General features: G+C 60.5%; 23 protein-coding genes. 16 read left to right on the top strand and 7 right to left on the bottom strand.

Features of this window, described 5'->3' with window-relative positions:
• The first annotated feature begins 3 nt into the window (after nucleotides 1–3).
• The 3 genes from ABD937_RS12030 to ABD937_RS12020 are packed head-to-tail and all read left to right on the top strand — an operon-like array spanning nucleotide 4 to nucleotide 4,275.
• Complete coding sequence (locus ABD937_RS12030) at nucleotides 4–1,527, top strand: polyamine aminopropyltransferase (RefSeq protein WP_345255972.1); 1,524 nt, start codon at nucleotides 4–6, stop codon at nucleotides 1,525–1,527.
• Entirely contained in the window at nucleotides 1,524–3,131 is a 1,608-nt protein-coding gene (locus ABD937_RS12025; protein ID WP_345255971.1) for a flavin monoamine oxidase family protein, read from the top strand. The genes ABD937_RS12030 and ABD937_RS12025 overlap by 4 nt, the downstream gene beginning before the upstream one ends.
• Nucleotides 3,124–4,275, top strand: coding sequence for a hypothetical protein (locus tag ABD937_RS12020; RefSeq protein ID WP_345255970.1), 1,152 nt, complete (start codon nucleotides 3,124–3,126; stop codon nucleotides 4,273–4,275). Before ABD937_RS12025 ends, ABD937_RS12020 begins: the two co-directional genes overlap by 8 nt.
• Before the next feature lie 115 nt (nucleotides 4,276–4,390).
• Here the strand turns inward: ABD937_RS12020 and ytxJ are convergent, their stop codons facing one another.
• On the bottom strand, nucleotides 4,391–4,726 hold the full coding sequence (ytxJ, locus tag ABD937_RS12015; protein ID WP_345255969.1) for a bacillithiol system redox-active protein YtxJ: 336 nt from the start codon (nucleotides 4,724–4,726) through the stop codon (nucleotides 4,391–4,393).
• A gap of 4 nt (nucleotides 4,727–4,730) precedes the next feature.
• Entirely contained in the window at nucleotides 4,731–4,856 is a 126-nt protein-coding gene (locus tag ABD937_RS12010; RefSeq protein WP_345255968.1) for a hypothetical protein, read from the bottom strand.
• 57 nt (nucleotides 4,857–4,913) lie between these two features.
• On the opposite strand from ABD937_RS12010, the gene ABD937_RS12005 reads away from it, so the two are divergent.
• From ABD937_RS12005 to ABD937_RS11985, 5 genes are all read left to right on the top strand, one after another.
• Nucleotides 4,914–6,275, top strand: coding sequence for a UDP-N-acetylmuramate--L-alanine ligase (locus ABD937_RS12005; protein ID WP_345255967.1), 1,362 nt, complete (start codon nucleotides 4,914–4,916; stop codon nucleotides 6,273–6,275).
• Between the two features lie 61 nt (nucleotides 6,276–6,336).
• Nucleotides 6,337–7,107, top strand: a complete 771-nt coding sequence (locus tag ABD937_RS12000; RefSeq protein ID WP_345255965.1) for an exonuclease domain-containing protein — start codon at nucleotides 6,337–6,339, stop codon at nucleotides 7,105–7,107.
• A 7-nt stretch (nucleotides 7,108–7,114) separates the two neighbouring features.
• The gene (locus ABD937_RS11995; protein ID WP_345255964.1) at nucleotides 7,115–7,891 is read left to right on the top strand and encodes a polyprenol monophosphomannose synthase; all 777 of its coding nucleotides are present in this window, start codon (nucleotides 7,115–7,117) and stop codon (nucleotides 7,889–7,891) included.
• Between the two features lie 229 nt (nucleotides 7,892–8,120).
• Complete coding sequence (locus tag ABD937_RS11990) at nucleotides 8,121–9,020, top strand: DMT family transporter (protein WP_345255963.1); 900 nt, start codon at nucleotides 8,121–8,123, stop codon at nucleotides 9,018–9,020.
• Nucleotides 9,021–9,073: 53 nt separating this feature from the next.
• Complete coding sequence (locus tag ABD937_RS11985; RefSeq protein ID WP_345255962.1) at nucleotides 9,074–9,511, top strand: hypothetical protein; 438 nt, start codon at nucleotides 9,074–9,076, stop codon at nucleotides 9,509–9,511.
• A gap of 69 nt (nucleotides 9,512–9,580) precedes the next feature.
• Here ABD937_RS11985 and ABD937_RS11980 read toward each other — a convergent pair whose 3' ends face one another.
• The gene (locus tag ABD937_RS11980; RefSeq protein ID WP_345255961.1) at nucleotides 9,581–10,297 is read right to left on the bottom strand and encodes a hypothetical protein; all 717 of its coding nucleotides are present in this window, start codon (nucleotides 10,295–10,297) and stop codon (nucleotides 9,581–9,583) included.
• 88 nt (nucleotides 10,298–10,385) lie between these two features.
• Between ABD937_RS11980 and ABD937_RS11975 the strand changes: the two genes are divergently transcribed.
• The gene (locus tag ABD937_RS11975) at nucleotides 10,386–10,868 is read left to right on the top strand and encodes a SixA phosphatase family protein (protein ID WP_345255960.1); all 483 of its coding nucleotides are present in this window, start codon (nucleotides 10,386–10,388) and stop codon (nucleotides 10,866–10,868) included.
• Nucleotides 10,869–11,190: 322 nt separating this feature from the next.
• Here ABD937_RS11975 and ABD937_RS11970 read toward each other — a convergent pair whose 3' ends face one another.
• Together ABD937_RS11970 and ABD937_RS11965 are read right to left on the bottom strand one after the other, a co-directional pair.
• Nucleotides 11,191–12,564 carry a dihydrolipoamide acetyltransferase family protein gene (locus ABD937_RS11970; protein WP_345255959.1) on the bottom strand — a complete coding sequence of 458 codons (1,374 nt, stop codon included), beginning with the start codon at nucleotides 12,562–12,564 and terminating at the stop codon, nucleotides 11,191–11,193.
• Nucleotides 12,565–13,077: 513 nt separating this feature from the next.
• Entirely contained in the window at nucleotides 13,078–14,334 is a 1,257-nt protein-coding gene (locus ABD937_RS11965; RefSeq protein ID WP_345255958.1) for a CinA family nicotinamide mononucleotide deamidase-related protein, read from the bottom strand.
• Nucleotides 14,335–14,465: 131 nt separating this feature from the next.
• Here ABD937_RS11965 and dacB point away from each other — a divergent pair, with 131 nt between their 5' ends.
• On the top strand, nucleotides 14,466–15,902 hold the full coding sequence (gene dacB / locus ABD937_RS11960; RefSeq protein ID WP_345255957.1) for a D-alanyl-D-alanine carboxypeptidase/D-alanyl-D-alanine endopeptidase: 1,437 nt from the start codon (nucleotides 14,466–14,468) through the stop codon (nucleotides 15,900–15,902).
• A gap of 91 nt (nucleotides 15,903–15,993) precedes the next feature.
• On the top strand, nucleotides 15,994–16,422 hold the full coding sequence (locus ABD937_RS11955; RefSeq protein ID WP_345255956.1) for a DUF6526 family protein: 429 nt from the start codon (nucleotides 15,994–15,996) through the stop codon (nucleotides 16,420–16,422).
• A gap of 208 nt (nucleotides 16,423–16,630) precedes the next feature.
• On the opposite strand, the gene ABD937_RS11950 is transcribed toward ABD937_RS11955, so the two are convergent.
• The gene (locus ABD937_RS11950) at nucleotides 16,631–17,041 is read right to left on the bottom strand and encodes a DoxX family protein (protein WP_345255955.1); all 411 of its coding nucleotides are present in this window, start codon (nucleotides 17,039–17,041) and stop codon (nucleotides 16,631–16,633) included.
• A gap of 190 nt (nucleotides 17,042–17,231) precedes the next feature.
• Here ABD937_RS11950 and ABD937_RS11945 point away from each other — a divergent pair, with 190 nt between their 5' ends.
• The 4 genes from ABD937_RS11945 to ABD937_RS11930 all read left to right on the top strand — a co-directional run bounded on the left by ABD937_RS11945 (nucleotide 17,232) and on the right by ABD937_RS11930 (nucleotide 23,596).
• A complete protein-coding gene (locus tag ABD937_RS11945; protein WP_345255954.1) occupies nucleotides 17,232–20,267 on the top strand; it encodes a tetratricopeptide repeat protein in 3,036 nt (1,011 codons plus the stop codon).
• Between the two features lie 18 nt (nucleotides 20,268–20,285).
• Nucleotides 20,286–21,914, top strand: coding sequence for a TonB-dependent receptor (locus ABD937_RS11940; RefSeq protein WP_345255953.1), 1,629 nt, complete (start codon nucleotides 20,286–20,288; stop codon nucleotides 21,912–21,914).
• Nucleotides 21,914–22,516, top strand: a complete 603-nt coding sequence (locus ABD937_RS11935) for a hypothetical protein (protein ID WP_345255952.1) — start codon at nucleotides 21,914–21,916, stop codon at nucleotides 22,514–22,516. The genes ABD937_RS11940 and ABD937_RS11935 overlap by 1 nt, the downstream gene beginning before the upstream one ends.
• 186 nt (nucleotides 22,517–22,702) lie before the next feature.
• Complete coding sequence (locus ABD937_RS11930; protein ID WP_345255951.1) at nucleotides 22,703–23,596, top strand: class I SAM-dependent methyltransferase; 894 nt, start codon at nucleotides 22,703–22,705, stop codon at nucleotides 23,594–23,596.
• A gap of 144 nt (nucleotides 23,597–23,740) precedes the next feature.
• Here the strand turns inward: ABD937_RS11930 and ABD937_RS11925 are convergent, their stop codons facing one another.
• Nucleotides 23,741–24,547 carry a glutaminyl-peptide cyclotransferase gene (locus ABD937_RS11925; RefSeq protein ID WP_345255950.1) on the bottom strand — a complete coding sequence of 269 codons (807 nt, stop codon included), beginning with the start codon at nucleotides 24,545–24,547 and terminating at the stop codon, nucleotides 23,741–23,743.
• Nucleotides 24,548–24,809: 262 nt separating this feature from the next.
• Here ABD937_RS11925 and ABD937_RS11920 point away from each other — a divergent pair, with 262 nt between their 5' ends.
• The gene (locus ABD937_RS11920; RefSeq protein ID WP_345255949.1) at nucleotides 24,810–26,042 is read left to right on the top strand and encodes a M43 family zinc metalloprotease; all 1,233 of its coding nucleotides are present in this window, start codon (nucleotides 24,810–24,812) and stop codon (nucleotides 26,040–26,042) included.
• Nucleotides 26,043–26,081 lie beyond the last annotated feature (39 nt).

Below are 26,081 nucleotides of genomic sequence, written 5' to 3'. Positions count from 1 at the left end.
GCGATGACCGGAAACAGAATCGGCGCCCAGTGGCTCTTGCTGCTGGCGGTTTTTGTCATCGCCACCTGTGGGCTGATCTACGAGCTCGTGGCCGGTACGCTGGCGTCCTACCTGCTCGGCGACTCGGTGACGCAGTTCAGCCTCATCATCGGCATCTACCTGTTTGCGATGGGCGTAGGCTCCTGGCTCTCGCGCTTCCTGGGCGGTAACCTGCTGGAGTGGTTCATCCGCATCGAGCTGCTCGTAGGGCTTGTGGGCGGCTTCTCGTCGACCATCTTGTTCCTGGTGTTCCCGGTGGTGTTCTCGTTCCGCACGGTGCTCTACAGCCTCGTGTTCACCACCGGCATGCTGGTGGGCCTCGAGCTGCCGCTCCTGATGCGCATCCTGAAAGACAAGGTGGAGTTCCGCGACCTCGTGAGCCGCGTGTTCACGGTGGATTATATCGGCGCGCTGCTGGCCTCGCTGCTCTTCCCGCTGCTGCTGGTGCCCCACCTGGGCCTCATCCGCACGGCGCTGTTCTTCGGCATCCTCAACACCGCCGTAGGCTGGTACCTCACGGGCCAGTTCCGCTCCGAGCTGCGCCGGCCCGCCCTGCTCCGCTGGGGCGCCGTGCTGCTCATCGCCGCGGAGCTCGTGGTGTTCGTGTTTTCCGAAACGGTGATGCACTACAGCGAAACGATGACCTTCAACGACCAGGTGGTATACGCCCGCTCCACGCCCTACCAGCGCATCGTGCTCACCCGCAACCGGCGCGAGCTGCGCCTGTTCCTGAACGGCAACCTGCAGTTTTCCTCCGCCGACGAGTACCGCTACCACGAGGCGCTCGTGCACCCGGCGCTCAGCAAGGCCGGGCGCCCGCGCAACGTACTGGTGCTCGGCGGTGGCGACGGACTCGCGGTGCGCGAGGTATTGAAGCATCCCTCCGTAGAGCGCGTGCACCTCGTGGACCTCGACCCGGCTATGACGCAGCTGTTCCGCGGGCAGGAAGTGCTGGCAAGGCTCAACGGCGGCGCGCTTGCGCAGCCCAGGGTCCGGATCAGTAACGCCGACGCCTTTGTGTGGCTGCGCGCCAACCGCGAGCGCTTCGACGCCATCATCATCGATTTCCCCGATCCATCCAACTACGCCATCGGTAAGCTCTATACGGATCTTTTTTACACGCTTGTGAAGCGCTCGCTGGCGCCCGGCGGCGTTGCCGTGGTGCAAAGCACGTCGCCCTACGTGGCACCGCGCTCGTTCTGGTGTGTCGATAGCACCATCCGCTCCGTGGGCCTGCGCACGGTGCCTTACCACAACTTCGTGCCTTCGTTTGGCGAATGGGGCTATATCATGGCCTTCGCACCCGGGGCGCCCGCCGCAGAAAGCCCGCTCCCGAAGGGACTGCGCTTTCTCAACGAGCAGACGATGGAGCAGATGCTGGTGTTCCCCAAGGATATGCGGACCACGGCCTCCATAGGCGTCAACAAGCTCAATAACCAGCTGCTCGTTCATTATTTCGAAGAGGAGTGGAGCAAATACAGCGAATGATGCCCATGGATCGCCGTCATTTCCTGCAGTTGTCGCTCGCGCTTGCCGGTCTTTCGGCCTGTGGCGGTAAGGAGCGCCCCCGGCCGGTGCCGGGCGCCATCGTCGGCGCCAATGCCGCTGTGGGGCACCTCCTGCGCGACGAGCGGCAGCCCCCGCATTCCGACGACTTCCGGCGCACCGGCATCCTGATCGTGGGTGCGGGCGTGGCCGGCCTCTCGGCGGCCCGGCACCTGGAACGCGCCGGCTACCACGATTTCAAGGTGCTGGACCTCGAGGACGTGGCCGGCGGTAATTCCCGCTCGGGAAGCAACGCGATTTCTCCCTTTCCCTGGGGCGCGCACTATGTGCCCACGCCCAACAACGACCTGACCGAGTACCTGCAGTTTCTCCGGGAAGCCGATGTAGTGACCGGCTTCGATGCCTTGCAGCGGCCGGTATACAACGAATACCACCTGTGCTTCGACCCGCAGGAGCGGCTGTTCCTCAACGGCCGGTGGCAGGAAGGATTGGTGCCCCAGTTCGGGCTGCCGGCCGCCGATCTGCGGGAGATCGATCGCTTCCTGGCCCGGATGGACGAGTTCCGAAAGGCGATCGGGTCTGACGGGCGCCCGGCCTTTGCCATCCCGGTGGATGCCTCCAGCAGGGATGCCCGCTACACCGGGCTCGACCGCATCACCTTCCGGAAGTGGATGGAGGAGGCGGGCTTCCGCAGCCCCTACGTGCACTGGTATGCCGATTACTGCACCCGCGACGACTTTGGCGCCCGCCACGACGTGGTGAGTGCCTGGGCAGGCATCCATTACTTCGCCGCCCGTAAAGGCGCCGGCGCCAATGCTGCGCAAGGCGACGTGCTCACCTGGCCCAACGGCAATGCCTTTCTGGTAGATGCGCTGCGCAAAGGCATCGAAGACCGTATTCTTACGGGGCATGTGGCCCTCCACCTTCGCACAGCGGGAAAAGGCGTGACCGTAGATGTACTGGACGTAAAAAAGAATGCGTCGATGCACTACGGCGCGGATCACTGCCTGCTGGCGATCCCGCAGTTTGCCGCCGCCCACCTGATGCGCGACCATTCCCGCCGCGACCGCGCGCGGCAGGCCCTTCATTACACCCCCTGGATGGTGGCCAACCTGCAGGTGCGCGACCTCCCGGAGCGGCCGGGCGTCGGCAGTTGCTGGGACAATGTATTGTACGATTCGCCCTCACTCGGGTACGTGGATGCTACGCACCAGCTGATCCGCGAGCGCTCGCCGCTGCGCAACCTTACTTATTACCTGCCGCTTACCGAAGGGGCGCCGGAGGCGGCACGCCGCGCGGCGCGCGGGCACGATCATGCCCACTGGGCAGAAACCGTGCTGCGCGACCTGGAGCCGGTGCACCCGGGCATCCGGAAGCACGTGGAGCGGCTCGACGTACTGCTCTGGGGTCATGCGATGGCCCAGCCGCTCCCCGGCCTCCTGCACGGCCCGCTTCGCGCGGAGCTCGCGCTGAGTCCGCATCCCTGCGTGCATTTTGCCCACAGCGACCTCGCCGGCATCTCCATCTTTGAAGAAGCTTTTTACCAGGGCCTCGGCGCCGCTAAAAAAATCCTCGCCCATGCCTGACGCACGCCCCACACAACCCTGGATCGGATCCGCATGGACCGATACCGTATTTATCCTGTTGCCGCCTTTCCTCAGCCTGGCCGTTATCGCGCTGTTCCCGGCGCTGTTTCAGAACACGGCCGACATGCCGGAAACCGGCTGGGTGGCGCTGGTGTTGTTGGTGGACGTGGCGCACGTGTACAGCACGCTCTACCGCACCTACTTCGATCCCGAGGCGTGGAAGCAGCAGGGCGCGCTCCTGCGCGGGATTCCGCTGGGGGCTTATGCCGCGGGCGTGCTGGTCTACAGCATCAGCGGTCCGTTGTTCTGGCGCCTGCTCGCCTATATCGCCGTGTTCCATTTCGTGCGGCAGCAATACGGGTTCCTGCGCATTTACAGCCGCAAGGAGTCGAAGACCGGCTGGTGGGCGCGGATCGACCGCTGGGCCATCTACGGCGTAACGCTGTACCCGCTGCTGTGGTGGCACCTGCAGGGGCCGCGTCATTTCAACTGGTTCCTCGACGGTGATTTCGTATTCGTGAGCGCCACGGGTATCGTGCCCGTGCTCAATACCGCATACGTATTACTACTGGCAGTCTATCTTTTTGCCGAAGGTGCGCGTACCTGGCGGCAGCGGCGCCTCAACGTTCCCCGCCTTGCCCTGGTGAGCGGCACGGCGGCCTCCTGGTACTTCGGCATCGTTTACTTCAACGGTGATATGGCCTTCACCATCACCAACGTGGTGAGCCACGGCATCCCCTATATGGCCCTCGTGTGGCTCTACGGCCGGAAGCGCTATGTGCGGGGCGGCCGCGGCCCGCAGTTCCTGCAATACCTGTTCAAGCGGAAGGGACTGCTCGCCTTTGTAGGCCTCCTGTTCGTGTTTGCTTTTGTGGAAGAGGGGCTTTGGGACCTCGCCGTGTGGAAGGAGCACCCTTCGGTGTTCGGTACGGGCCGCTGGCCGCAGGTGGAGCTTCCGAAGGAGGCGCTCGCGTTCCTGGTGCCCCTGCTGGCCCTTCCGCAGCTGACCCACTATATCCTCGACGGGTTCATCTGGAAGATCAAAGAGGAAGAATTCCGCTGGAAAAAAGACCCGGAGCAAACGCCCGAAGTACGCGTGCTCGTTCAGGAAAAGGCGCCTGAGTCCACCGCAGCCGTTGATTGACGGACACAAAAAAGCACGCGCCGCGTGCCTGTTCAATTCATTATAATCAGAAAGGCACTATCAACCCATGGGGAACACTGTCCTCGAAAGGAAAGCACCTTTCACGATTGACGATTCACGCTACCTGCGCCTGGCTCAGGATGTCGTTCATCGAGATGCCGAGATGGCTGTCGTCGTACACACATTCACCGTTGCGGATAATCAGCACCTGTGGCGATTCGTGGGCAACACCGAAGCGGTCGGCCACCTGGAGCGAGATGGGCCGGTGCGTCAGCACGTCGAGCAGGTGAAAGTCGAGGTAGGAGGGACGCTGCGCTTTGTCGACCCGCTGGAAGGCGACGTTGCTGATGGAGCAGCGCGTGCTGTGCTTGAAGATCACCTGCGGCACCTCGTGCGAGCGGGCGATGAGTTGTTCCAACTGGTCTTCAGAGGTAAGCGGGTTCCACTGCATGAGCTTAGATTTTGTTCGAAGTAGACGCTTTGTAAACGGTAGAGGGGCAGCCATACTTGCGGGAGGCGCAGGAGCTCATCGAGAGCACCAGGGCGCTCAGCAGAACAACGGAGGCGAATTTGATCTTCATGACAAAAGGTTTGACGATAAACGGTTTAATTTGCCGGATATTACCCCAAAAGTAGGAATGAATATCCATTTTATCTCGATCGGCGGGAGCGTGATGCACCAGCTTGCCATAGCGTTAAAGCGAAAAGGATACCAAATTACCGGCTCCGACGATGAGATCTTCGAGCCCGCCCTTTCCAACCTGAAAAGCGAGGGCCTCCTGCCCGCCGAAACCGGCTGGTTCCCCGACCGGGTGCACGCCGGCCTCAACGCCGTGATCCTGGGCATGCACGCCCGGATCGACAACCCCGAGCTGCAGCGCGCCCGGGAGCTCGACCTCCCCATCTATTCCTTCCCCGAATACATTTACCAGGAGAGCCGCGGCAAGAAGCGCGTAGCCGTAGGCGGCTCGCACGGCAAGACCACCACCACCGCCATGATCATGCATGCCCTCAGGGGCGCCGGGCAGCCCTTCGACTACCTCGTGGGTGCCCGCCTCCAGGGCTTCGACCAGTCGGTGAACATTACCGATGCCCCCGTGATCGTGTGCGAGGCCGACGAATACCCCGCGTCCGCCATCGAGAAGCGTCCCAAGTTTCATTTTCTTTTTCCGCAGGTGGCCATCCTCACCGGCATCGCCTGGGACCACATCAATGTGTTTCCGACCTTCGAGATCTACCTCGAGCAATTCCGCATCTTCATCGGCATGATCGAGAAGGGCGGCATCCTGATCTACAACGACACCGACCCAGTACTGGTGCAGGTGGTGGAAGAAACCCGCCGCGACGACCTCCGCTACCAGCCTTACGGCGTGCTTCCGCATACGATTGCCGACGGCCGCACCACGGTTACGATCGATGGCGCCACCACGGAAGTGACGGTGTTCGGCAACCACAACCTGCTCAACATGCACGCTGCCTGGCTGGCGTGCAAGGAGCTCGGTCTCGACGCCGGCACCTTTGCCCGCCACATCGCGGACTTTACCGGGGCAGCCCGCCGCCTCGAGCTGCTCGCCCGCTCGGAAGGCACGATCGCCTACCGCGACTTCGCCCATGCGCCCTCCAAGGTGAAGGCCACCATCGAAGCGGTGCGTCAGCAGTATCCCGGCCGCCGCCTCCTGGCGGTGCTGGAGCTGCACACCTACAGCTCGCTCAACGAAGCCTTTCTTGACGAGTACTCCGGGGCGCTTGACGCGGCCGACGCGGCTGCGGTCTTTTTCTCGAAGCATGCCCTCGAGCTGAAGCGCCTGCCCGACCTCCCGTTGGCCGTGGTGAAGGAAGGCTTCGCCCGCCCCGACCTTGACGTCATCAATGAGCGCCCGGCCCTCGAGGCCTGGCTGGAGCGCGCCGACCTGGAAGGGGCCGTGCTGCTGCTTATGAGCTCGGGCAACTACGATGGGCTCGACCTCGGTGCCCTGCAGCAACGGATCGCCGGCGCCTAGTTTTATTTAACATTTTGGCCCGCACAAAATTCTATCTTTAGGGCTTCTTAGAACACAGAGCATGCTACAACTGAAAAAGCCCCTGGCGGTTATTGATATAGAGGCAACCGGGAACAATGTGGCCACGGACCGGATCGTGGAGATCGCCATCATAAAGCTCCTGCCCGACGGTGTGCGCACGGTGAAGCGCAAGCTGCTCAACCCCGAGATCGAGATCCCCCAGAACATCATCGACATTCACGGCATCACCAATGAAATGGTGAAGGACGCGCCCGTCTTCAAGCAGGTAGCCCAGGAGCTGAAGCAGTACCTCGACGGCTGTGACCTCGCCTGCTACAACGCCTATCGCCTGGATGTGCCCCTGCTGGTGGAAGAATTCATCCGTGCCGACGTCGACTTCGACATGAAGAACCGCAAGGTGGTGGACGTACAGAAGATCTATCACCAGATGGAGCAGCGCAACCTTGCTGCCGCCTATAAATTCTATTGCGACAAGAACCTCGAAGGCGCGCATGGCGCCGAGGTGGATGCCACCGCCACGGCCGAGATCCTCTTCGCCCAGGTGGAGCGCTACCCGCAGCTGGGCGCTACCCTCGACACCGTGATCAAGGCGGTGGGTGAGGACCAGATCATCGACTTCGCGCGCCGCTTCGTATACAACGAGAAAGGTGTGGAGGTTTTCAACTTCGGCAAGCACAAGGGCCGCACCGTGGCCGACGTGCTGAAGGCCGAGCCGCAGTACTACGACTGGATGATGAAGGGCGAGTTCCCGATGAACACGAAACAGAAGCTGACCGAGCTCTATACCCGGATCATGCTGAAGAAGGCCTAGATCCTTAATGCAGCCAGTGGAGAAGATCGTAATCATACCGACCTACAACGAGAAGGATAATGTGGAAGCCATCATCCGGGCCGTGCATGACCTGAAGCAGGACTTTCATGTGCTCATCATCGACGATGGCTCGCCCGACGGCACCGCCGACATCGTGCGTGGGCTGATGGACGAATTCCGCGGCACGCTCTTTCTCGAGGAGCGTCGCGGCAAGCTCGGCCTCGGTACCGCCTATATCCACGGCTTCAAATGGTCGCAGCAGAACGGGTACCAGTTCATCTTCGAGATGGACGCCGACTTCTCGCACCCCGTGGCCAAGCTCCCCGAGCTTTATGCCGCCTGCAAGACCGGCGGCGCCGACGTGGCCGTGGGCTCGCGCTACGTGCGCGGCGGCGGCGTGCACAACTGGCCAGCCGACCGCATTGCGCTTTCGAAAGGCGCTTCCGTATATACCCGGATGATCCTGTGGATGCCCGTCGCCGATCCTACCGCCGGCTTCGTGTGCTACAAGCGCGAAGTGCTCGAGGCCATCAACTTCGAGGAGATCCACTTTGTGGGCTACGCCTTCCAAATCGAAATGAAGTTCGCGGCCTGGAAGCTGGGCTTCAAGGTCAAGGAAGTGCCCATCCTCTTTACCGACCGCACCCACGGCGAATCCAAGATGAGCAAGGGCATCGTCAAGGAAGGCATCCTCGGTGTGCTGAAGCTCCGCTGGTATAGCCTTTTCACGTCTTACCGCCGCAAAGTGCGCGTACGGGAAGAGGCGATGGAAACAATGGGGTAATGTGCTAATGGGGTAATGGGGTAATTAATAAAGTACTTGCCGGGGCGACGCTCCGGCTTTTTTGTGCGGTATCTGTTTCCTGTTCCTTTCCCTGTTCCTTATCCCTTGCTCGTTGTTCCTGGGGCACCTACGGCTGAAGCCATGGGCTGGGTTAGCGATGGTGGTTATCCGATATTCTTTGTGGACGCAAATGAATGCGTCTTTACGGGTTCTGCCCTAGCTTCGCCGCATGCGCAAGGCTCTTCTCCAGCTTCATACCGCCGTATTTCTCTGGGGCTTCACCGGCGTGCTGGGGCGCGTCATCACCCTGAGCCAGGTGTGGCTGGTGTGGTACCGGCTGGCGATCACCGTGGTGTCGCTGTGGCTGCTCTACGCGGCACTCGGCAAGATCCGGCGGCTTCCGCTGCGCTCGGCCGGGTACATCTCCCTGATCGGTTCCATCCTCGCCTTTCACTGGGTGTGCTTCTACGGGAGCATCAAGCTCGCCAACGTCACCATCGCGCTTACCTGTCTGTCTACCACCGGCCTGCTCGCTTCCTTTCTCGAGCCGCTCGTCATGAAAAAGAAATTCGACTTCGTGGAGATCGGGCTGGGGCTGTTCGCCATCGCCGGCATCGCCGTCATTTACTGGAACCACCTCGAGTTCTCGAACGGGATCATCGTCGGCCTGCTCTCCGCCATACTTACGGTATTGGTGTCGGTGCTCAATAAGAAGATGATCGACCAGTACGAGCCCGAAGCCATCACGCTCTACCAGCTGAGCGGCGGGTTCGTGGGCCTTTCGCTGGCGCTGCCGCTCTACCTCGCCGTCTTTCCCGAGCCCGCGCAAGCGCCCGTTGCGGCCGACTGGCTTTGGCTCATCGTACTGAGCTGGGTCTGCACCATCGGCACCTTCTTCCTCTACATCCGCGCCCTGAAAAAGGTGAGTGCATTTACCATGAACCTGACCCTGACACTCGAGCCCGTTTATGGCATCATCCTCGCCTTCCTGTTCTACCAGGAGAACCGGCATTTCAACTCCTGGTTCTATGTGGGCTTTGCGCTCATCTCAGTGGCGGTGCTGTTTCATATGTGGCGGCTGCTCCGGCCCGCTAGGCCCATGCTGCACGGAAGCGAGGGCAACACGTAAGCCGATTGATTATCTTGTCGTCTTCTTGCCTGCCGCACCTTGATTTTTCGCTTATGTCCACCGATACCCGCACCTCCAACCACCATGCCTTCCTGACCCGCGCCGACGACGAGCTCGTGGCCCGCGACCCGATCGTGCAAAACATCTTTACCGGGGGCATCGCCTTCGTTCTGCTCCTGGCGCTTCTGGTCTTTACCGGTTTGCCCCGCCTGAAGGGTGATGGCCTTTGGCACTGGTCGATACTCGTGATCTTGTTGCTGATGCTGGTCTCGTCGGTCCGCCAGCTCGCCAACCGGCGGCCGCGCATCGTGGTCAACGCGAACGGGTTCTGGACCCGCAGCACTGGCTTCGTAGGGTGGCAGCAAGTGGAGCAGATCGGGTTCCGCACAAATGAGCAGGGTGGATTCTCGGTACAGTTCCAGGCACGCACCGCCACCAAATTCTACGAAGCGTTGATTACCGGGCTCGACGTAGACCACATGATGATCTAGGGCAGCATCGCGCAGCACTTCGAGCGCGTGCACCGGGCGCAGGAAAGCTGAACCCTTTGATTTTACGGGTCAGGCAGCGACCGTCAGGAACTTAACGAGGCTCCGCTTCGCGATCGGGAGCAGCGTCTCGTCGATCGGGAAGGCGAGTCCCGTTTCGATGCGGTACACAGCGGGATTCGGAAGGTCGCCGCGCGTTTTGATGAGCTCGTATTTCATGTGCTCGTAGGTAATGAACAGGCTGCGGCGCAATTCCTCGATATAGGCCGTCTTCATGCTCCGGTAGCGCTCGTCGTGTTTCTCGAAGATCGACAGCCGGTATTGGTACACGCGTGTGTGATGGCTGTCGCCGGCGGTCAGGAAGAAATAGCCTTCCTGCGTATCGAGCGGGATGATGCCTACCGGGGCGATGGCCAGGTGCTCTTCCACGAACTCGTAGATCTCGGCACCGCTGGAGATGGACGTCTTCATCTTGTCGGCCGAGTAATGAATGATCTCCTCGAGCTCCTGCATCACGTCCGAGTCCTCGATCATCTGCTCATACAGCAGCTGGAGCTGCTCGATCTGCACGCCGGTAAAGCGTTTCGGAAATTGCTCCTGCAGGTACTTCTTGTTGTCGCGGAAGGCCACGAGGTTGTTGTAATGGAATACGAGGTCGGAGAGCTGCGGGTACAGCTTGTTCTCGTTGAAATAGGTGTTGATCTCCTTCAGGTAGGCGAGGAGCGTGTATTTCTTCAGCTCGAAGTCGATATAGCCTTCGGCGAACCAGGTTTGCGACAATTGCTTCATGGGCGCGAACGTTTGCTGGTATCAATTTACGAATCGTCCAAAACAAATGCCATACCTGTTTACCTTTAAACCGTTAAATGTGGAAACCATGTTGAAGATCCTGCCCGTCCTGTTGTTGCTGACTGCCTGCAGTCCGACCACCTACTATATCGTGCGCCACGGCGAGAAGGAGGCCCCCGGCAGCGCCATGGGGGGCGACGTAGCCCTCTCGGCCGCGGGCGAGCAGCGTGCCCTGGCGCTGCGCGAGCGCCTCAAAACGGGCCGCATCCAGTACATCTACAGTACCGACACCCGCCGCACCAAAGGCACGGCCCGCCCGCTGGCCGAGGCCCTCGGCGCCGGCATCGAAACCTACAACCCGCGCGACACGGGCTTCGTCCGCTACGTGCTCGGCAGGGGCAAGGCCAACGCCCTGATCGTTGGTCACTCCAACACCGTCGACGACCTCGTGAACAGCTTCCTGGGCCGCACCGAGCTCCAGGACCTGCCCGACTCCGCCTATAGCAACCTGTTCATCATTACACGGAAGGGAAAGAAGATCTCGTATGCCCGTGAGCGGTATGGGAATTAAGAAGGCAGTATACGTAGAACAAGTGTTTCTTAACCGCTAAGAAAAGAAGTGGCTAAGCGTTTCGCTAAGGGAGCGTCTATTGGTCTATTTGTTTATTGGTAAGGAGTCGTTTCGGTGTGGGGATTTCCTCCATCGGGGTGCACCCGAAATAGCTTCTTGCGATAGCGTGCACTACTTAGCAGTAGGTAGGTCCAATCAATCTGAAATCAAAAATCTGAAATCCGAAATATAAAAGGTCCCGCGTCAGCGGGACCTTTTCTTAGCGACTACCTTAGCTTCTTCTTTTCTTAGCGGTGAGAAACCCTTCTTCACCTTACCAACCTTAATACGCCCGGTTGCTATCGAAGTTCTCCAACTCATTGGCTACAGCCGTGAGGAAGGTGGCGCCGAGGGATCCGTCCACGATGCGGTGGTCGTAGGAGAGGGAGAGGTACATCATGTGGCGGATGGCGATGGAATCACCGTGCGGTGTCTCGATCACCACCGGGCGCTTCTTGATGGCGCCCACAGCCAGGATGGCGACCTGCGGCTGGTTGATGATGGGGGTGCCCATGAGCGATCCGAAGGTGCCCACGTTGGTGAGCGTGAAGGTGCCGTCGGCGATGTCCTCGGGCTTCAGCTTGTTGTTGCGCGCGGCGTCGGCCATGCCGTTCACCTGCTTTGCCAGGCCCACAAGGTTGAGCTGGTCGGCATTCTTGATCACCGGCACGATGAGGTTGCCGCTCGGAAGCGCCGTAGCCATGCCGATGTTGATGTCTTTCTTGACGATGATGCGCGTGCCGTCGAGGGAGGAATTGATGAGCGGGAATTTCTTGATACAGCGTACGATGGCCTCCACGAACAGCGGGGTGAAGGTGATCTTGGTGCCCTCGCGCTTCTCGAACTCCTTCTTCGCCTTGTCGCGCCACATCACGAGGTTGGTGACGTCGGCCTCGGTGAAGGAGGTGACGTGCGGGCTCGTATGCTTGCTGCGCACCATGTGGTCGGCGATGAGCTTGCGCATGCGGTCCATCTCGATGATCTCCACGTTGCCGCGGTATTCGGCCGGCGGCGCGTTCTGTTCCACCTTGTTCATCGGGATCACCATATCCTGCTTGGGCTGGGCGAGGGCAGCTTGTTGTCCGCCTGAGCCTGCCGAAGGTTGTCCGGCTGAGCTTGTGGAAGCCTTGCCGGCGCGCTTATCGGATACGTATTGCAGGATGTCTTTTTTAGTGACGCGCCCCTCGTTGCCCGTGCCGGCGAGGCTTTCGAGCTCAGCCATCGACACACCCTCCTGGGCGGCGATGTTGAGTACGAGCGGGGAGTAGAAGCGGCCGGCGGTGCCTTCGTTGCCTGACGAAGCAGGAGCCGCGGCAGTGGCCGGAGTCGCCGGAGTGGCCTGGGGTGCCGGCTGCGGAGCGGCGGCGGCGGCGGGCGGCACGGGTGCTGCGGCGGCCGGCGCGGTGCTGGCAGCGGCCCCGGTACGGATGCGGGCGATGACGGTGCCGATGGGCACTACGTCGTTTACACTGAACAGCACTTCCTCGATGGTGCCTTCGGCGGTCGAGGGCACTTCACTGTCTACTTTATCGGTCGCGATCTCGAGCACGGTCTCATCCATTTTCACCGGGTCGCCGGCGTTCTTGTGCCATTTCAGGATCGTCGCTTCCATGATGCTTTCGCCCATCTTCGGCATTACAAGGTCAACTGTCGCCATACTAGCAATTCTATGTTTAAAGGGTCATTGTGCAAGCAATCGGGATTTCATTAGGAGCCTCCCGTTCAATCGGGGCCAAAAATAAGCAAAGGAGAGAGGTTTATTGGTCTATTGGTTTATTTGTTTATTGGTAAGGGTCATTTCTGCGTGGCAGTTTCCCGGGAGGCTACCATCCACCTGGTCGAAGGCAGGTTAAGGTACAAAGCGATTTTTACCGCTAAGAAAAGAAGAGGCTAAGGTATTCGCAAAGGGTAAGGTCCTGCTGACGCAGGACCCTTTTTATTTCAATGTTTGATTTTCGAATTAAGATTTCTTTCGGTACGTGTTTCACGAATGCCCCGGGCAGCGTTCGAAGCGAACAAGCAATGTATGAGTGTCTGGCTGGGCTCGTACCGGGCTGACGAACCATTCGTGAACGACCCGTTACCAATAAACAAATAGACGAATAGACCCGTAACACCTCTTTGCGAATACCTTAGCTCCTTAGCTTCTTAGCGGTAAAAAACACTTCTTTTACTTCCCGTTCTTCAATACGAACTTCCTCAAAAAATTCAGCGCCGTATTCGCCGTCAGCTCCATGTTGCGCGCGCGGTCGAAGCGGTAGTTCAGGAGCAGCGTCTCTGTGCGCTCACGGTCGCCGACGGCGATCCAGATGGTGCCTACGGGCTTTTCCGGGGTGCCGCCGCCCGGCCCCATGATGCCCGAGGTAGCGACCACGTAATCGGTGCCCAGCACCCGCAGACCGCCTTCCACCAATGCGCGCACCGTCTCCTCGCTCACCGCCCCATGCCGCTGCAGCGTCTCGGCCGGTACGCCCAGTACCTGCATCTTGACCTCGTTGGCATAAGCCACCACGCTGCCGGTGAACACCGCCGAGGCACCCGCGGGCTCCGTCAGCAGGCGCGCCAGGTATCCACCCGTGCAGCTCTCCACGGTACCCACGGTTTTTCCCGCCTCCTTCAGTGCCGCATGTACGGCCCCGGTCAGGCTGCTGTCGGTGTCGGCCACGAGCCATTCGCCCACCAGTGTTTTCAGCTCCGCAAAGTGGCGGTCGAGGGCTGCGTTCACCGCGCCGGCGTCGTCGCCGCGCCCGGTAAGCCGGAGACGCACCAGCCCGTACGACGGAAGATAGGCCAGCTTGATCCACCCGGGGAGCGCCGCCTCGAAGGAGGCAATGTGCGCCGCGAGGTCCGACTCGCCCTTGCCGGCCGTGAGTGCCGTACGGTGCGCGATCGCCGGGAGGGTGAAGCGTTCCAGGAGCTTGGGCAACACACTGTCGGTGATGAGGCCTTTCATCTCGTGGGGCACGCCCGGCAGCGACACATAGACCACCCCGTCCTGCTCGAACCACATGCCGGGTGCGGTGCCCCGGCGGTTGGGCAGAACGGTGCAGCAATCGGGCACCTCGGCCTGCTTCAAATTCACCTCCGAAGGGATGCGGCCAAAACGGCTGAAGATGTCGTGCACGTTCTGCAGCGCGGCGTCGTCGATACGCACGCCGGCGTTGAAGTATTCACGCAGGGCCGGCTTGGTGATGTCGTCGGCGGTGGGGCCGAGGCCGCCGGTGATGATGAGGATGTCGTTGTCGCGGCTTTGGGCGCGGAGCGCGTCCAGGATCTCGTCGCGTACGTCGCCTACCGCGATGCGGCGCTTCAGCCAGATGCCGGCCTTGTTCAGTTCCTGCCCGATAAAGGCACTGTTGGTGTCGATGGTTTGGCCGATGAGCAATTCATCGCCGATGGTGATGATGGTAGCCGAGATCACGTTCATGAACAGGGTTTGCGGGGCAAGGTAAGAAGGATACGGGTTGGGCCGGGTGCGTCGTGTACCGGCAACCCGTTGTTAAAATGAAAACACCCGAGAGCGGTAATCGATATCTTTAGCGGGCTCATCCGATGCGTATGAAACATCCCGTGCTTCTTTTTTGTTCAGTGCTCCTTCTTTCCGCCGGTGCCTCGGCCCAATCGGTACCGGATCGCCTCGCGCAGGCGTGGGAACGCTTCACTACCGATTCACAAATGCTGGCCGGCATCGCTTCGCTGTATGTGGAAGAAGCAGGCAGCGGCAACGTGGTCTTTAGCCAGAATGCCCGCACCGGCCTCGCGCCCGCATCGACCCAGAAAGTGATCACCGCGGCTACGGCCTACGAGCTGCTGGGCCGCGACTTCCGGTACCGCACGGACTTCTACCTCGCCAAAGGGCCTTCGATGCGCTCTCAAAACCCACGCGACTCGTTCCATTTCCTGGTGGTAAAGCCCTCCGGCGATCCCACCCTGGGATCCTGGCGCTGGAAGTTCACCACGGAAAGCGCGGTGCAGGCACGGCTGGTGGACGCGCTGCGTAAGAGTGGCGCCCGGTCCATACAGGACGTACGCATCGACACCGTTGGCTGGCAGGGAGAAAGCATCCCCGGCGGCTGGACCTGGCAGGACGTCGGCAATTATTTCGGCGCGGCGGCCCATGCCGTGAACTGGCACGAGAACCAATACGACCTTGTACTCCGCAGCAAGGGCCGCGGCCTTGGTGAGCTCGCCGAGTTCGTGGAGACGCGCCCGAAGATCCCGGGGTTCGCCTTGACCTCCTTTGTGCGCGTGGCCGCCAAAGGCACAGGCGACCGCACCAACATCTATTACGGTACGCGCCCGTCTGCCATCGGTTACCCGCTCGAAGCACGGGGCACAATACCTGCAGATGCCGAGGCCTTCACCGTTACGGGCTCCTTCCCGGACCCGTGGGTGCCCTTCTATTCCGCGCTTTGGGATACGTTGCGCGCTGCGCAGCTCAGTCCTGCTGCGCTGAACGTATACGCGCCTGCTGCCGCGATGGCCCACCAGGGCCTGCCGCAGCGACTTGCCCACTCCGAATATTCGCCCTCTCTCGACTCGATGGTGTTCTTTTTCCTGCGCCGCAGCGTCAACCTCTATGGCGAAGCATTTACGCGGCGCATCGCCCTCCAGGCCGGCAGGCAGGCCCTTACCGACGAGGGCACCGAGGTGATGCGCGGCTTCTGGAAGGAGCGGGGTGCTTCGGTAGCCGAGCTGCACCTGATGGACGGATCGGGACTGTCGCCGGAGAACCGCGTGAGCACACGCGCACAGGTGCAGGTGCTGCAGTATGCCCGCAGCAGGCCCTGGTTTGCAGGCTACTTCCAAGCCTTCCCGCTTTATAACGAAATGAAGATGAAGAGCGGCACCATCAGCCGGGTAAAGGGCTTTTGTGGCTACCACAAGGCGCGCGATGGCAAGGAGTATGTCTTTTCCTTTATCGTCAACAATTATAACGGCAGCGCATCAGCGATCGTCCAGAAGATGTACGCAGTGCTGAACGAGTTGAAATAGTTTGACGTTTGTAGTTTATAGTTTTTAGTTTGCGCCTGCAAGGCTTACTTCACGTGCGCCTCCGGACAACGATAAACAACAAACTGCTTTTATGAGCGAACAGAACTTCAAGAACCACACGCGGCTTTCGGGCGGCTATCATGGACTTACTTTTTCCCTGATCCTCATCTTGCTGGTGGGCGCGATCCGCTACTGGAGCCGGGCCGCCACGGAAGACAAGTATGCCCCGGTGCTGTTCGTGCTGACGGCCGTGATCCTCATCTTCCTGTTCTTCTTCATCCGCATCTTCGCGCTGCGGGCGCAGGACCGCGCCATCCGCGCCGAGGAGAACCTGCGTCACTTTTTTCTGACCGGCAAGGCCTTCGACCGATCGCTTCGCCTCGGGCAGATCATCGCGCTGCGCTTTGCCTCCGACGAGGAGCTGCCCGCGCTCGCCGAGCGCGCCGCCCGTGAAAAGCTAGCTCCTAAAGATATCAAGATGGCCATCCGCAACTGGCGCGCCGATCACCACCGGGTGTGAGAACGTGAATCGTCAATCGTGAATCGTGAATCCGCGATGCGCGGTAAAAAGAACGTCCCGCATTTGCGGGACGTTCTTCGCTATCAAGCGTAAGCTTTCACGATTGACGATTCACAATTCCCATCCTGCGTCAGCTATTCACGATTCACGATTGACGATTCACGTCGTGCGTCAGCCATTCACGATTGACGATTCACGATTCACGACCTCACTTGCCGATAAACCGATCCAGTGAAGCCTTGCCCGGACCGAGCAGCAGGATGGCGAGGTAGCCCGTAAGGTAGATGGCCGCCATTTCGCCTTCGCCGAACAGTTGTCCTTTGTGGGCGAGGAACAGGGCCACGCCCATGGCGATGATGAGCGGGATACAGGCCAGGCGTGTAAAGAGCCCAAGGATCAGGAAGGCTGCGCAGAAGAACTCTGCAAACACGACAAGCGCGAGCGACGTCGTGGAGCCGATATGGAACGGGTCGGCAAACTTGGGGGCTTTTTGCGCAAAGTGCATGAGCTTGTCGAGTCCGTGGTTGACCATCATCATCGAGCCGAAGCCGAGGCGCAGCAGGAGGGTGGCCATCGTAAAGGCGCTATCGGAGGTGTGTGTGCTGAACAGTTTTCTCATGGGGCTGGTTTTTCGGACGCAATGATACGGAACAAACCGGTTGCCGGGAAGGGTGTCCACTTAACAATCTTTTGTGAGCCGCGCTGCCTTAATTTGCGTCCTTAGTCCGGATTGGAATGTTATTTGGTAAGGGAGCCCAAAATATTCGCGCCCTCCCCGCGTTTATCCACCTAACGGCAAAAGGTAGTCTATGAAGCAACTCTGGTTTCTCGGTGCATGGTTCCTGCTCCCTCACTTCGCTTCGGCACAGGCATCCTTCGTTTTTCGCAACCCCGACGCGCGTTTTCTGGCCGCCAAGGAATTCTACCAGAAAGGCCAATACAACCTGGCGGCGCCTCTTTTCAAAGAGTTGCGGGCGGGCCTGCGCGAGACCGATCGCATCAACCGGGCGATGGACGCGCAGGAGATCGACTACTACGCGATCTCCACAGCGCTGATGCAGGGCGAGACCGCCGCGGCCACCGATGCGCTCCAGTACATCAACGTTACCAAGAACAACGCGCGGGTGCAGATGATGCACTTCCAGCTCGCCGAGTTCTATTTCCGCCGCCAGGAGTTCAGCGAGGCACTCACGCACTACGAAGCGGCGGGCACCGGCAATATCAGCGAAGAAGAGCTTTCGGCAGCGCAGTTCCACCAGGGCTATGCCTACTTTACGCAGAAGCAGTTTGCCCAGGCAAAGCCCCTGTTCAACGCCGTGCGGCAGAAAAAAGGTGATCCCAACCAGATGGACGCCCAGTATTATTACGGGTTCATCGCCTTCACCGACCGCAACTACCGGGAGGCCCTCGACGCCTTCCGGGCCGTGGAGAATCACCCCACTTACGAGGGTATGGTGCCCTACTACATCGCGCAGATCTATTATGTGCAGGGCCAGAAAGACCAGGCCGTGCGCTATGCCGAGGAGAAGCTGAAAGCAGGCAAGGCGCAGCACTACGACCTCGAGCTGAAGCAGTTGCTCGGCCACGCTTACTTCGAGCGGAAGGAGTATGCGAAGGCATTACCCTATCTCGAAGACTATGTGAACCGCTCCACCAAGGTGCGCCGCGAAGACCTGTACGAGTTGTCGTACAGCTACTACCAGGCGAACAATCATACGAAGGCGATCGAGGGATTCCGCCAGCTCAGTGGCAAGGAAGATTCCCTGAGCCAGCATGCGATGTACCTCCTCGGCGACTCCTACCTGAAAACGGGGCAGAAAGCGAATGCGCGCAACGCCTTCCTGTTCAGCGCCGCCAACAACAGCAACGCCGAGCAACGCGAGATCGCGCGGTTCAACTACGCCAAGCTTTCGTACGAGCTCGGCTACCAGGACGAGGCCCTCAAGAGCCTGCGCTCCTTCCTCAACGATTATCCTTCGTCGACCTACGCGCCCGAGGCCACCGAGCTGCTCGTGGGCGCACTGGCCAACACCAACAACTACCGCGATGCGCTGACGCTGATCGAGGGGCTCCGTAATCCTACGGCCGCCACCCGTCGCTTTTACCCGCGCATTCTTTACGGTCGTGCCACCGAAATGATCAACGACGGTCGGCTCGAGGAGGCCGAGGCGCTCATCGACCGCGCGCTCAAGGATCCCAACAATACGTCGGTGCTGCCCTGGCTGCAGTTCTGGAAAGGGGAGCTTGCCTACCGCGACGACCGCCTCGATGAGGCCATCCGCTATTACCAGTTATACCTGACCACTGGCGCGCCGGCCAGCGGCGAGGCCAATGCCCGCACGGTGAACTATAACCTGGGCTATGCCTATCTCCGTAAGGAGAACTACACCGTGGCCCGCGGCTATTTTGAGCCGCTGGCACGCAGCGTGGCCATCAACTCCGACCCGCTCACGCAGGATGCCTACCTGCGCGCAGCCGACACCTGGTTCATGGGACGCTCCTATGCACAGGCCCGCACGATGTACGACAACGTGATCCGCTTCTCCTGGCCGGCAGAGGATTACGCTACCTATCAGAAGGCCATCATCGCAGGCATCACCAATGCCAACGAAAAGGTGACGCTCCTCAATACGCTGGTGCGCAAGTTCCCGAACTCGGCACTCGTGGACGATGCGAATATGGAGATCGCCAATACGCTGCTGGCCGCCGAGCGCTTCCGTGAAGCCATTCCCTACCTGAGCACGCTCACGAAGGCTACGGACAACAATACCTTGAAGCCGCAGGCCTTCCTGAAGCTGGGCATCGCCCACCAGAACTCCAACAACGATGCCGAGGCGATTGCCAGCTACAACGTGATCCTGACACGCTACCCGAACTCCGAAGAGGCCGACGACGCCCTCGAAAACCTGCGCACCATTTACGTGGAGCAGGGACGTGCGGGCGAATATGCCGACGTGGCGCGCAAGGCCGGCAAACCGCTTTCGGTAAGCGCCGAGGACTCGCTGACCTATGCCTCTGCCGAGATCCAGCTGCAGAACGGCAACACCGCCGCGGCGCAGACCGCGCTCGAGCAATACCTCCAGAAGTTCGCCACCGGCACCTACGCGCTCGACGCACACTTCCACCTGGGCGACATCCTCTTTACGAAGAAGGATACGACCGGCGCCCTGCCCCATTTCGAGCTGCTGGCCGAGCGGGCACCCAACAAGTGGGCGGAGCGCTCGGCGCTCACCGCGGCGCGTATCTACTTCTTCGGGCAGCGCAACTACGCACAGGCAGAGCGCTACTTCACCCAGCTCAAAGGCCTCACCGGCAGCCAGGAGATCCGGCTTGAAGCCATGCGCGGCCTGCTCCGCAGCCAGTACCAGCAGCAAAAATGGACGGAGGCGGCTGCCAACGCCCGCGAGCTGGTAGCGCTGAAAGGCAGTACCACCGACGACAAAGCGCTTTCGAACATGGTGCTCGGCCGCTCGGCGCAGCTGGCCGGTCAATTCAACGAGGCCATCACTGCGTTCCGCGCCGTCATCGCCGTCAACAAGGCCGCCCTGGCCGCGGAGGCCCGCTACGAGATCGCAGCGAGCCTGCTGGCGCAGGAGAAGCTGAAAGACGCGGAAAAGGCGGCCTTTGAGGTCATCTCCAAATCGGGATCCTACGAATTGTGGGTCACCTGCGCCTACATCCTGCTCGGCGATATCTACTACCGGCAGAAAGACTTCTTCAACGCGAAGGCTACATACCAGAGCGTGGTCGAGAATGCAACGCAGCCCGACCTGAAGGCCGAAGCGCAGCGTAAGCTCGACGAGGTCACCGCCGAGGAAGCCCGCACCAGTAAAGTAGGCCAGTAACCACCAAGCAAACCCTCCATGAAGCAAACCCTCCTGTTCTCCGGATGCCTCCTCGCTGCGCTGCCTGCCCTGGCGCAGGATACTACTAAAAAGCGCGAGGTGAATGTAACGGCCTCTTTCCGGCCGACGCTGAAAGAATCCACCAAGCTCACCTTCGGCGCCACGCCGCCCGTGGCCGATACATCGCGTCCGGTGCTGCAATACCGCATCCCCAACCAGAACCTCGTGTTCGCCTACCAGCCGGGCACCCTGAAGCCACTCGCGTTGCAGGTCGACAGCGCCGTGCAATGGGATAACTGGAACTATGTAAAAGCCGGGTACGGCACGCAGCGTACGCCTTACTTCGAGACCGGGCTGTCGATCGGCGATCCGAACAAGGCCGCCCTGAATATCTACGGTCGCTATACCTCCTCGAAGGGTAAGATCAAGTACCAGGAATACAGCCAGGGCGGCGTGGACGTGCACGGCGTGGCGCGTGCCGGCAGCAACCACGAGGTGACGGGCCGCTTAGGGTATACCGACGAGCAATACAACCGCTATGGCTACGTGCCGGCGACCCTGGAGCTGCCGAAAGACTCGGTGGGCATCCATTACCAGGGCTTCCGCGGCCGTGTGGGTGTCCGGAACATCAGCCGCACGGCATACGGCATTTCCTATGCACCGGAGCTGCGTGTGGAGACCTTCGGCAACAAGCAGGGGAGCAGCGAAACGAACTCCTATATCCGGCTACCGCTCCGTAAGGCACTCGAGAACCGCTTCGAGGTGGAGCTGACGGCCGACGGGCAATTCAACTCCTATACATCAGCGGATAAGGTCCGAAGCAGCAACAACTGGCTGCAGGTGTCGCCATCGGTATTTGTGAAGACGGCAGCCATTTACCTGCAGGCGGGCATTCGTCCGTCGTGGGACAATGGCGCCTTCAAGCTGATGCCGAACGTGGTGGCCGAGGTGTCGTCGCCCAACAAGGAGGTGACGCTGATGGCCGGCTGGACAGGGCACCTGCGTGCCAACAGCTTCCGCTCGCTGGCAGGATATAACCCCTGGATCGAAGCGCCGGATTTCGTGAACAACAGCCGGGTGCAGGAGATCTTCGGTGGCCTGCGCGGCGCGCTCACCGACCACTTCAGTTACCTCGCGCGCGTTGGCTTCAACACCTATACCAACCAGCCGCTGTTTATCAACGACGGGCCCACGGGACGCGCTTTTGCGGTGCGGTATGAGCCTTCGATGAATGCGCTCAACATCCACGGCGAGATCGGGTATGCCGTAGGCGAGCGCTTCTCGCTCCGTACCGTGCTCGACGTGCAGCGCTACACCGGGGTAGATGTGAACGAGAAGGCCTGGGGGCTGCCGACGCTGGAGTTCAACATGGCCCTGCGCCTGCAGGTGCTGCGCGACCTGTATGTCACCGGCGACCTGTATGCCTTCGACGGCGTACCTTATCGTACGGTAGACGGGGAGGGCAAGCTGAAGGGAGCCTTCGACGGCTCTGCGGGCCTCGAATTCAAGATCGTGCAAAACGTAAAACTGTGGGCCCAGTTCAACAATGTGTTCAACCAGAGCTATGAGCGCTGGAAGCAATATCCGGTGTATGGCTTCAATTTCCTCGGGGGAGTTGTATTTTCGTTCCCCCAAACAAGGAAATAGTGCTTGAACTGCTGACGCAATACCTCTCCCGGACCCGCTCGCTTACCATCCCGCATCTCGGCGCCTTTACACTCGAGGCCGTTCCCGCCCAGCGCAACGTGGTGGACCAGGTGATCCTGGGTCCTGCCTTCCACGTTGCGGTGCTGCCGGCGCAGGCAGTGAGCGAGGCGCAGCTCAACTGGCTCGCAGGGGCACTCAGTGAAACAGAACGCAGTGCCGGCGAACGGCTCCAGGCCTTCGGGCAGGAATTGCAGCAGCAGTTGCACCGGGGCCCCTTTCTCTGGCCTGGCGTAGGGTTATTACACTGGCAGGACGGAAGTGCGCAGCTGCAGCCGGCTACGCCCCCCGTGCTGGAGGCGGTGGCCGCCGGACGCGTGCTTCGGGAAGATGTCCGCCACACCGTGCGCCAGGGGGAGCAGGAGGTACAATCGGCCCTCGCCTCCGATACTCTTGACGCGGTACCCGCAAAGCGGGGCGATCTTGAATGGCTTGCCTGGCTGCTGGTCGTGCTCGCCGCCCTCTTTGTACTCTACCTGCTTTTCAAAAATGATTTCTCCGTGCACAGCACCGGGTTGCAGGTGAGCGCCACCGGGCCTTTCTGAAAACGCGCCTCGATCCGGCTACTGCTAGGCCGATCGGGGACAGCCGCAGGCGGCTCAGGTGGCCATTTCGGCAGTTACTCTTCAATGTAGCGCAAAAACGGTCGGACGATTTCTGGCAACGCAAAGAAGACATCCGGTTCGTTTAGCAGCCGCGTATCGCCGGGGCCGCTATTTTTGCAGCCTATTATGGACCAACGTGTGCACTATTCCGAATGCCCGGTTTGCGGCAGCCCCGACGTCAACCCGCTTTTTTCTGCCCGCGATCATACCGTAAGTGGCCAGGAATTCGTGATCTGGCAATGCGGCGCGTGTACGCTGCGCTTTACCCAGGATGTGCCCACGGCCGAAGCCATTGGCCCGTACTACAAGGCCGAATCCTATATCTCGCACACGGATACCAGCAAGGGACTCGTGAATCGCCTATACCAACGGGTGCGCCGCTATACGTTGCAGCAGAAGGTGCGCCTCATTGAAAGCAGCAGCGGCATCAGGCGCGGCACCGTGCTCGACGTGGGCTGCGGTACCGGCGCCTTCCTGCGCACGATGAAAGAAGCCGGCTGGGCGGTGCAGGGCCTCGAGCCCGACCCCGATGCCCGGCGCCTGGCCTCCGACAGTGGCGTGCCGGTGCAGCCCGCAGAAGTGCTGTACGAGCTGCCGCAAGGATCTTTTGACGTCATCACGCTGTGGCATGTGCTGGAGCATGTACACGAACTGCACCGCTATATTGAGCAACTCAAGAGCCTGTTGAAACCGGGCGGACGCCTGTTCATCGCCGTCCCGAACTACACGGCGCTCGACGCCGATATCTACCGGTTGTACTGGGCTGCGTACGACGTGCCGCGCCACTTGTATCATTTCTCACCGAAATCGCTGGAGACGCTCCTCGGCCGCCATGGGCTGCGCCTGCTGGAGAAGCGCCCCATGTGGTTCGATTCCTTTTACATCAGCCTGCTGAGCAGCCGCTACCAGAAAGGCAGTACCGCCTGGATCGGCGCGCCGCTCGCGGGACTGCGCTCCAACCTGAAAGCGCTGGGCAATAAGGACCGGTGCAGCTCGATTACGTATGTGATCGGAAAGTAGGGAATATTGAATATCGAATAGTGAATGTCGAAATTGTGGAGCACGGGTACATCGAGCGTAGCCCTGTGATTCGCTGCGGGACGGGATCATAGAATTGCAAAGGCGCGCCATGGGCGCGCCTTTGCGTTGATGCCTTTTGCGAAATTACAGAGGCACTTCAATTTCGTAGAGCTCCGGCCAGTTCTTGCCGGTGACGTAGAACTTCTTGGTTTCGGGGTGATAGACGATGCCGTTCATCTCGTTGGCGGTCGGGTTCTTGCTTTTTGCGAGCTGGGCTACCGAATCGAGGTTCATGCGGCCCACCACCTGGCCGGAAGCGGCGTCGATCTTTACGATGTCGTTGGTCTGCCACACATTGGCCCAGATAAAGCCGTTGATGTATTCGAGCTCGTTGAGCATCGGGAGCGGCGTCCCGTTCTCCGTAACGCCCTGGGTGCGCAGGAGGCGCAGCGTGCCCGGCTCGAGGAAGTACAGGTTGGAGGAGCCGTCGGAGGCAATAAGCTCGGTGCCGTTGCTGGTGAGCCCCCAGCCCTCGCGCGGGTAATCGAGCGTTTGCAGGAGCTTCAGGCTTTTGGCATCATAGAGCAGGGCCTTCTTGTTGCGCCAGGTAAGCTGGTACACGGTATCCCTGAAAACATACACCCCTTCTCCAAACAGGGTGCTGTCGATCTTGACCTTACGAACGGGCGTTCCGGTCTGCAGATCGGTCTGCAGCAGGTAGGAGCGCCCTTCCTGCCCGGTGCCTTCCCAGAGCTGGCCGTTATAGAAGGAGAGCCCCTCGGTGAAGGAGGCCGTGTCGTGCGGGTAAGCCCTTTTGAGGGTGTAGGAAATCGCCGGGATGGCAGGAGGGGCCTGGGTTTCGCCACCCCCGGTGTCACCGCCGTTATCGTTGGAGGCGCAGGCAGCCAGCAGGAGCGGTAGCACGGCAAGCCAGGAAAAGGAACGTCTCATGCCCGCAAAAATAATGGATGCGGCCAGTGCCGGCTGTTAAAGAAAAAAAATGGTATTGTATTTGTCTAAATAGAATTTATATATTTGTACTTACTCCGCGTTCCTATAGAAACACCAATAGTCTTCTCGGTATAAGTACCTACCATCCAATCCCTCTGATACCCCTGCGCAACAGTACCTGCACCAGTTTCCAATCCTGCTGAAACCGACCTAAATCCTGTTCCTATGCCCCAATCCGGAAACTATGAGGCATATTTTTACTTTGGCTGTACTGCTGCTCACGCTGGGTCTTTCCGCGCAACGTCCCTGCTCCAGCACCCCGTATCATGAGGCCCTCAAGGCATCAGACCCCCGCATTGCGCAAGGGCTCTTGGAGGCCGAATCCTTTCAGACCCGCATTGCCGCGCTGCGCACCCGCAACACGGCCCGCGAGCAGGATGCCGTGATCCGCATCCCCGTTGTCGTGCACATCGTTTACAATACCCCTGACCAGAACATTCCCGACGCGCAGGTGCAAAGCCAGCTCGACGTGCTGAACCGCGACTTCCGCCGCCGCAACGCCGACTCGGCAAACACGCCGGAGCGCTTCCGCGGCCTTGCCGCCGATGTCGGCCTCGAGTTCGTGCTGGCCACGGCCGACCCCAACGGATACGCCACCACCGGCATCGTCCGCAAGCACAGCTCTGTCTCCAACTGGACCAACGACGACAAGATCAAGTTCGCGGCCTCGGGTGGCAGCGCCGCCTGGGACAGCCGCTCCTACCTCAATATCTGGGTGGGCCCGATGCGCACGCTGCTCGGCTACGCCAGCGCTCCCGGCGGCGTTGCCGACCGCGACGGCGTCGTGATCGCTACCAAGGCCATGGGTACCATCAATGTAAGCGCGCCCTACCACCTCGGCCGCACCGGCACCCACGAGGTGGGCCACTGGCTGGGCCTCCGCCATATCTGGGGCGATACCTACTGCGGCGACGATGGCATCGCCGACACCCCCAAGCAAGGCAACTTTACGGCCGGCTGCCCCACCAGTGTCCGCAGCTCCTGCGGCAACACGGCCACCGGCGATATGTTCATGAACTATATGGACTTCACCAACGACGCCTGCACCAACCTGTTTACCGAAGGTCAGAAAGACCGGATGCGCAGCGCCTTCGCTACCGGCGGTCCCCGTGCTGCGCTGCAGCAGAGCCGCGGCCTCGACAAGCCCTGGAACAAGACCCCGGCCGCACCGCAGGAAGTTCCCGCCACGACAGCTGCACCCACCGCGAAACTCTATCCCAACCCCGCCGCGTCGGTCGTCAACATCGACCTCGGCTGCACCACCTATGCCGGCTGCGTGCTGACCGTACACAGTGCCAACGGCGCCCTTGTACTGCGCAACACCATCAGCGGCCGGCAGCACAAGCTCACCGTGAGCAGCCTTGCCCCGGGCATGTACTGGCTGAGCACACAGAAAGACGGACAGACGGTGCGCCTCTCCTTTGTAAAGCAATAAAAACGAATGAATTTTTTCGAAGCCCCGGCAGAAGCGCCG

Origin of the sequence: Flaviaestuariibacter amylovorans (genome assembly GCF_039541815.1) — a bacterium.
Classification (GTDB): Bacteria; Bacteroidota; Bacteroidia; order Chitinophagales; family Chitinophagaceae; genus Flavisolibacter; species Flavisolibacter amylovorans.
This window is presented reverse-complemented; position numbering and strand designations above follow the sequence as displayed.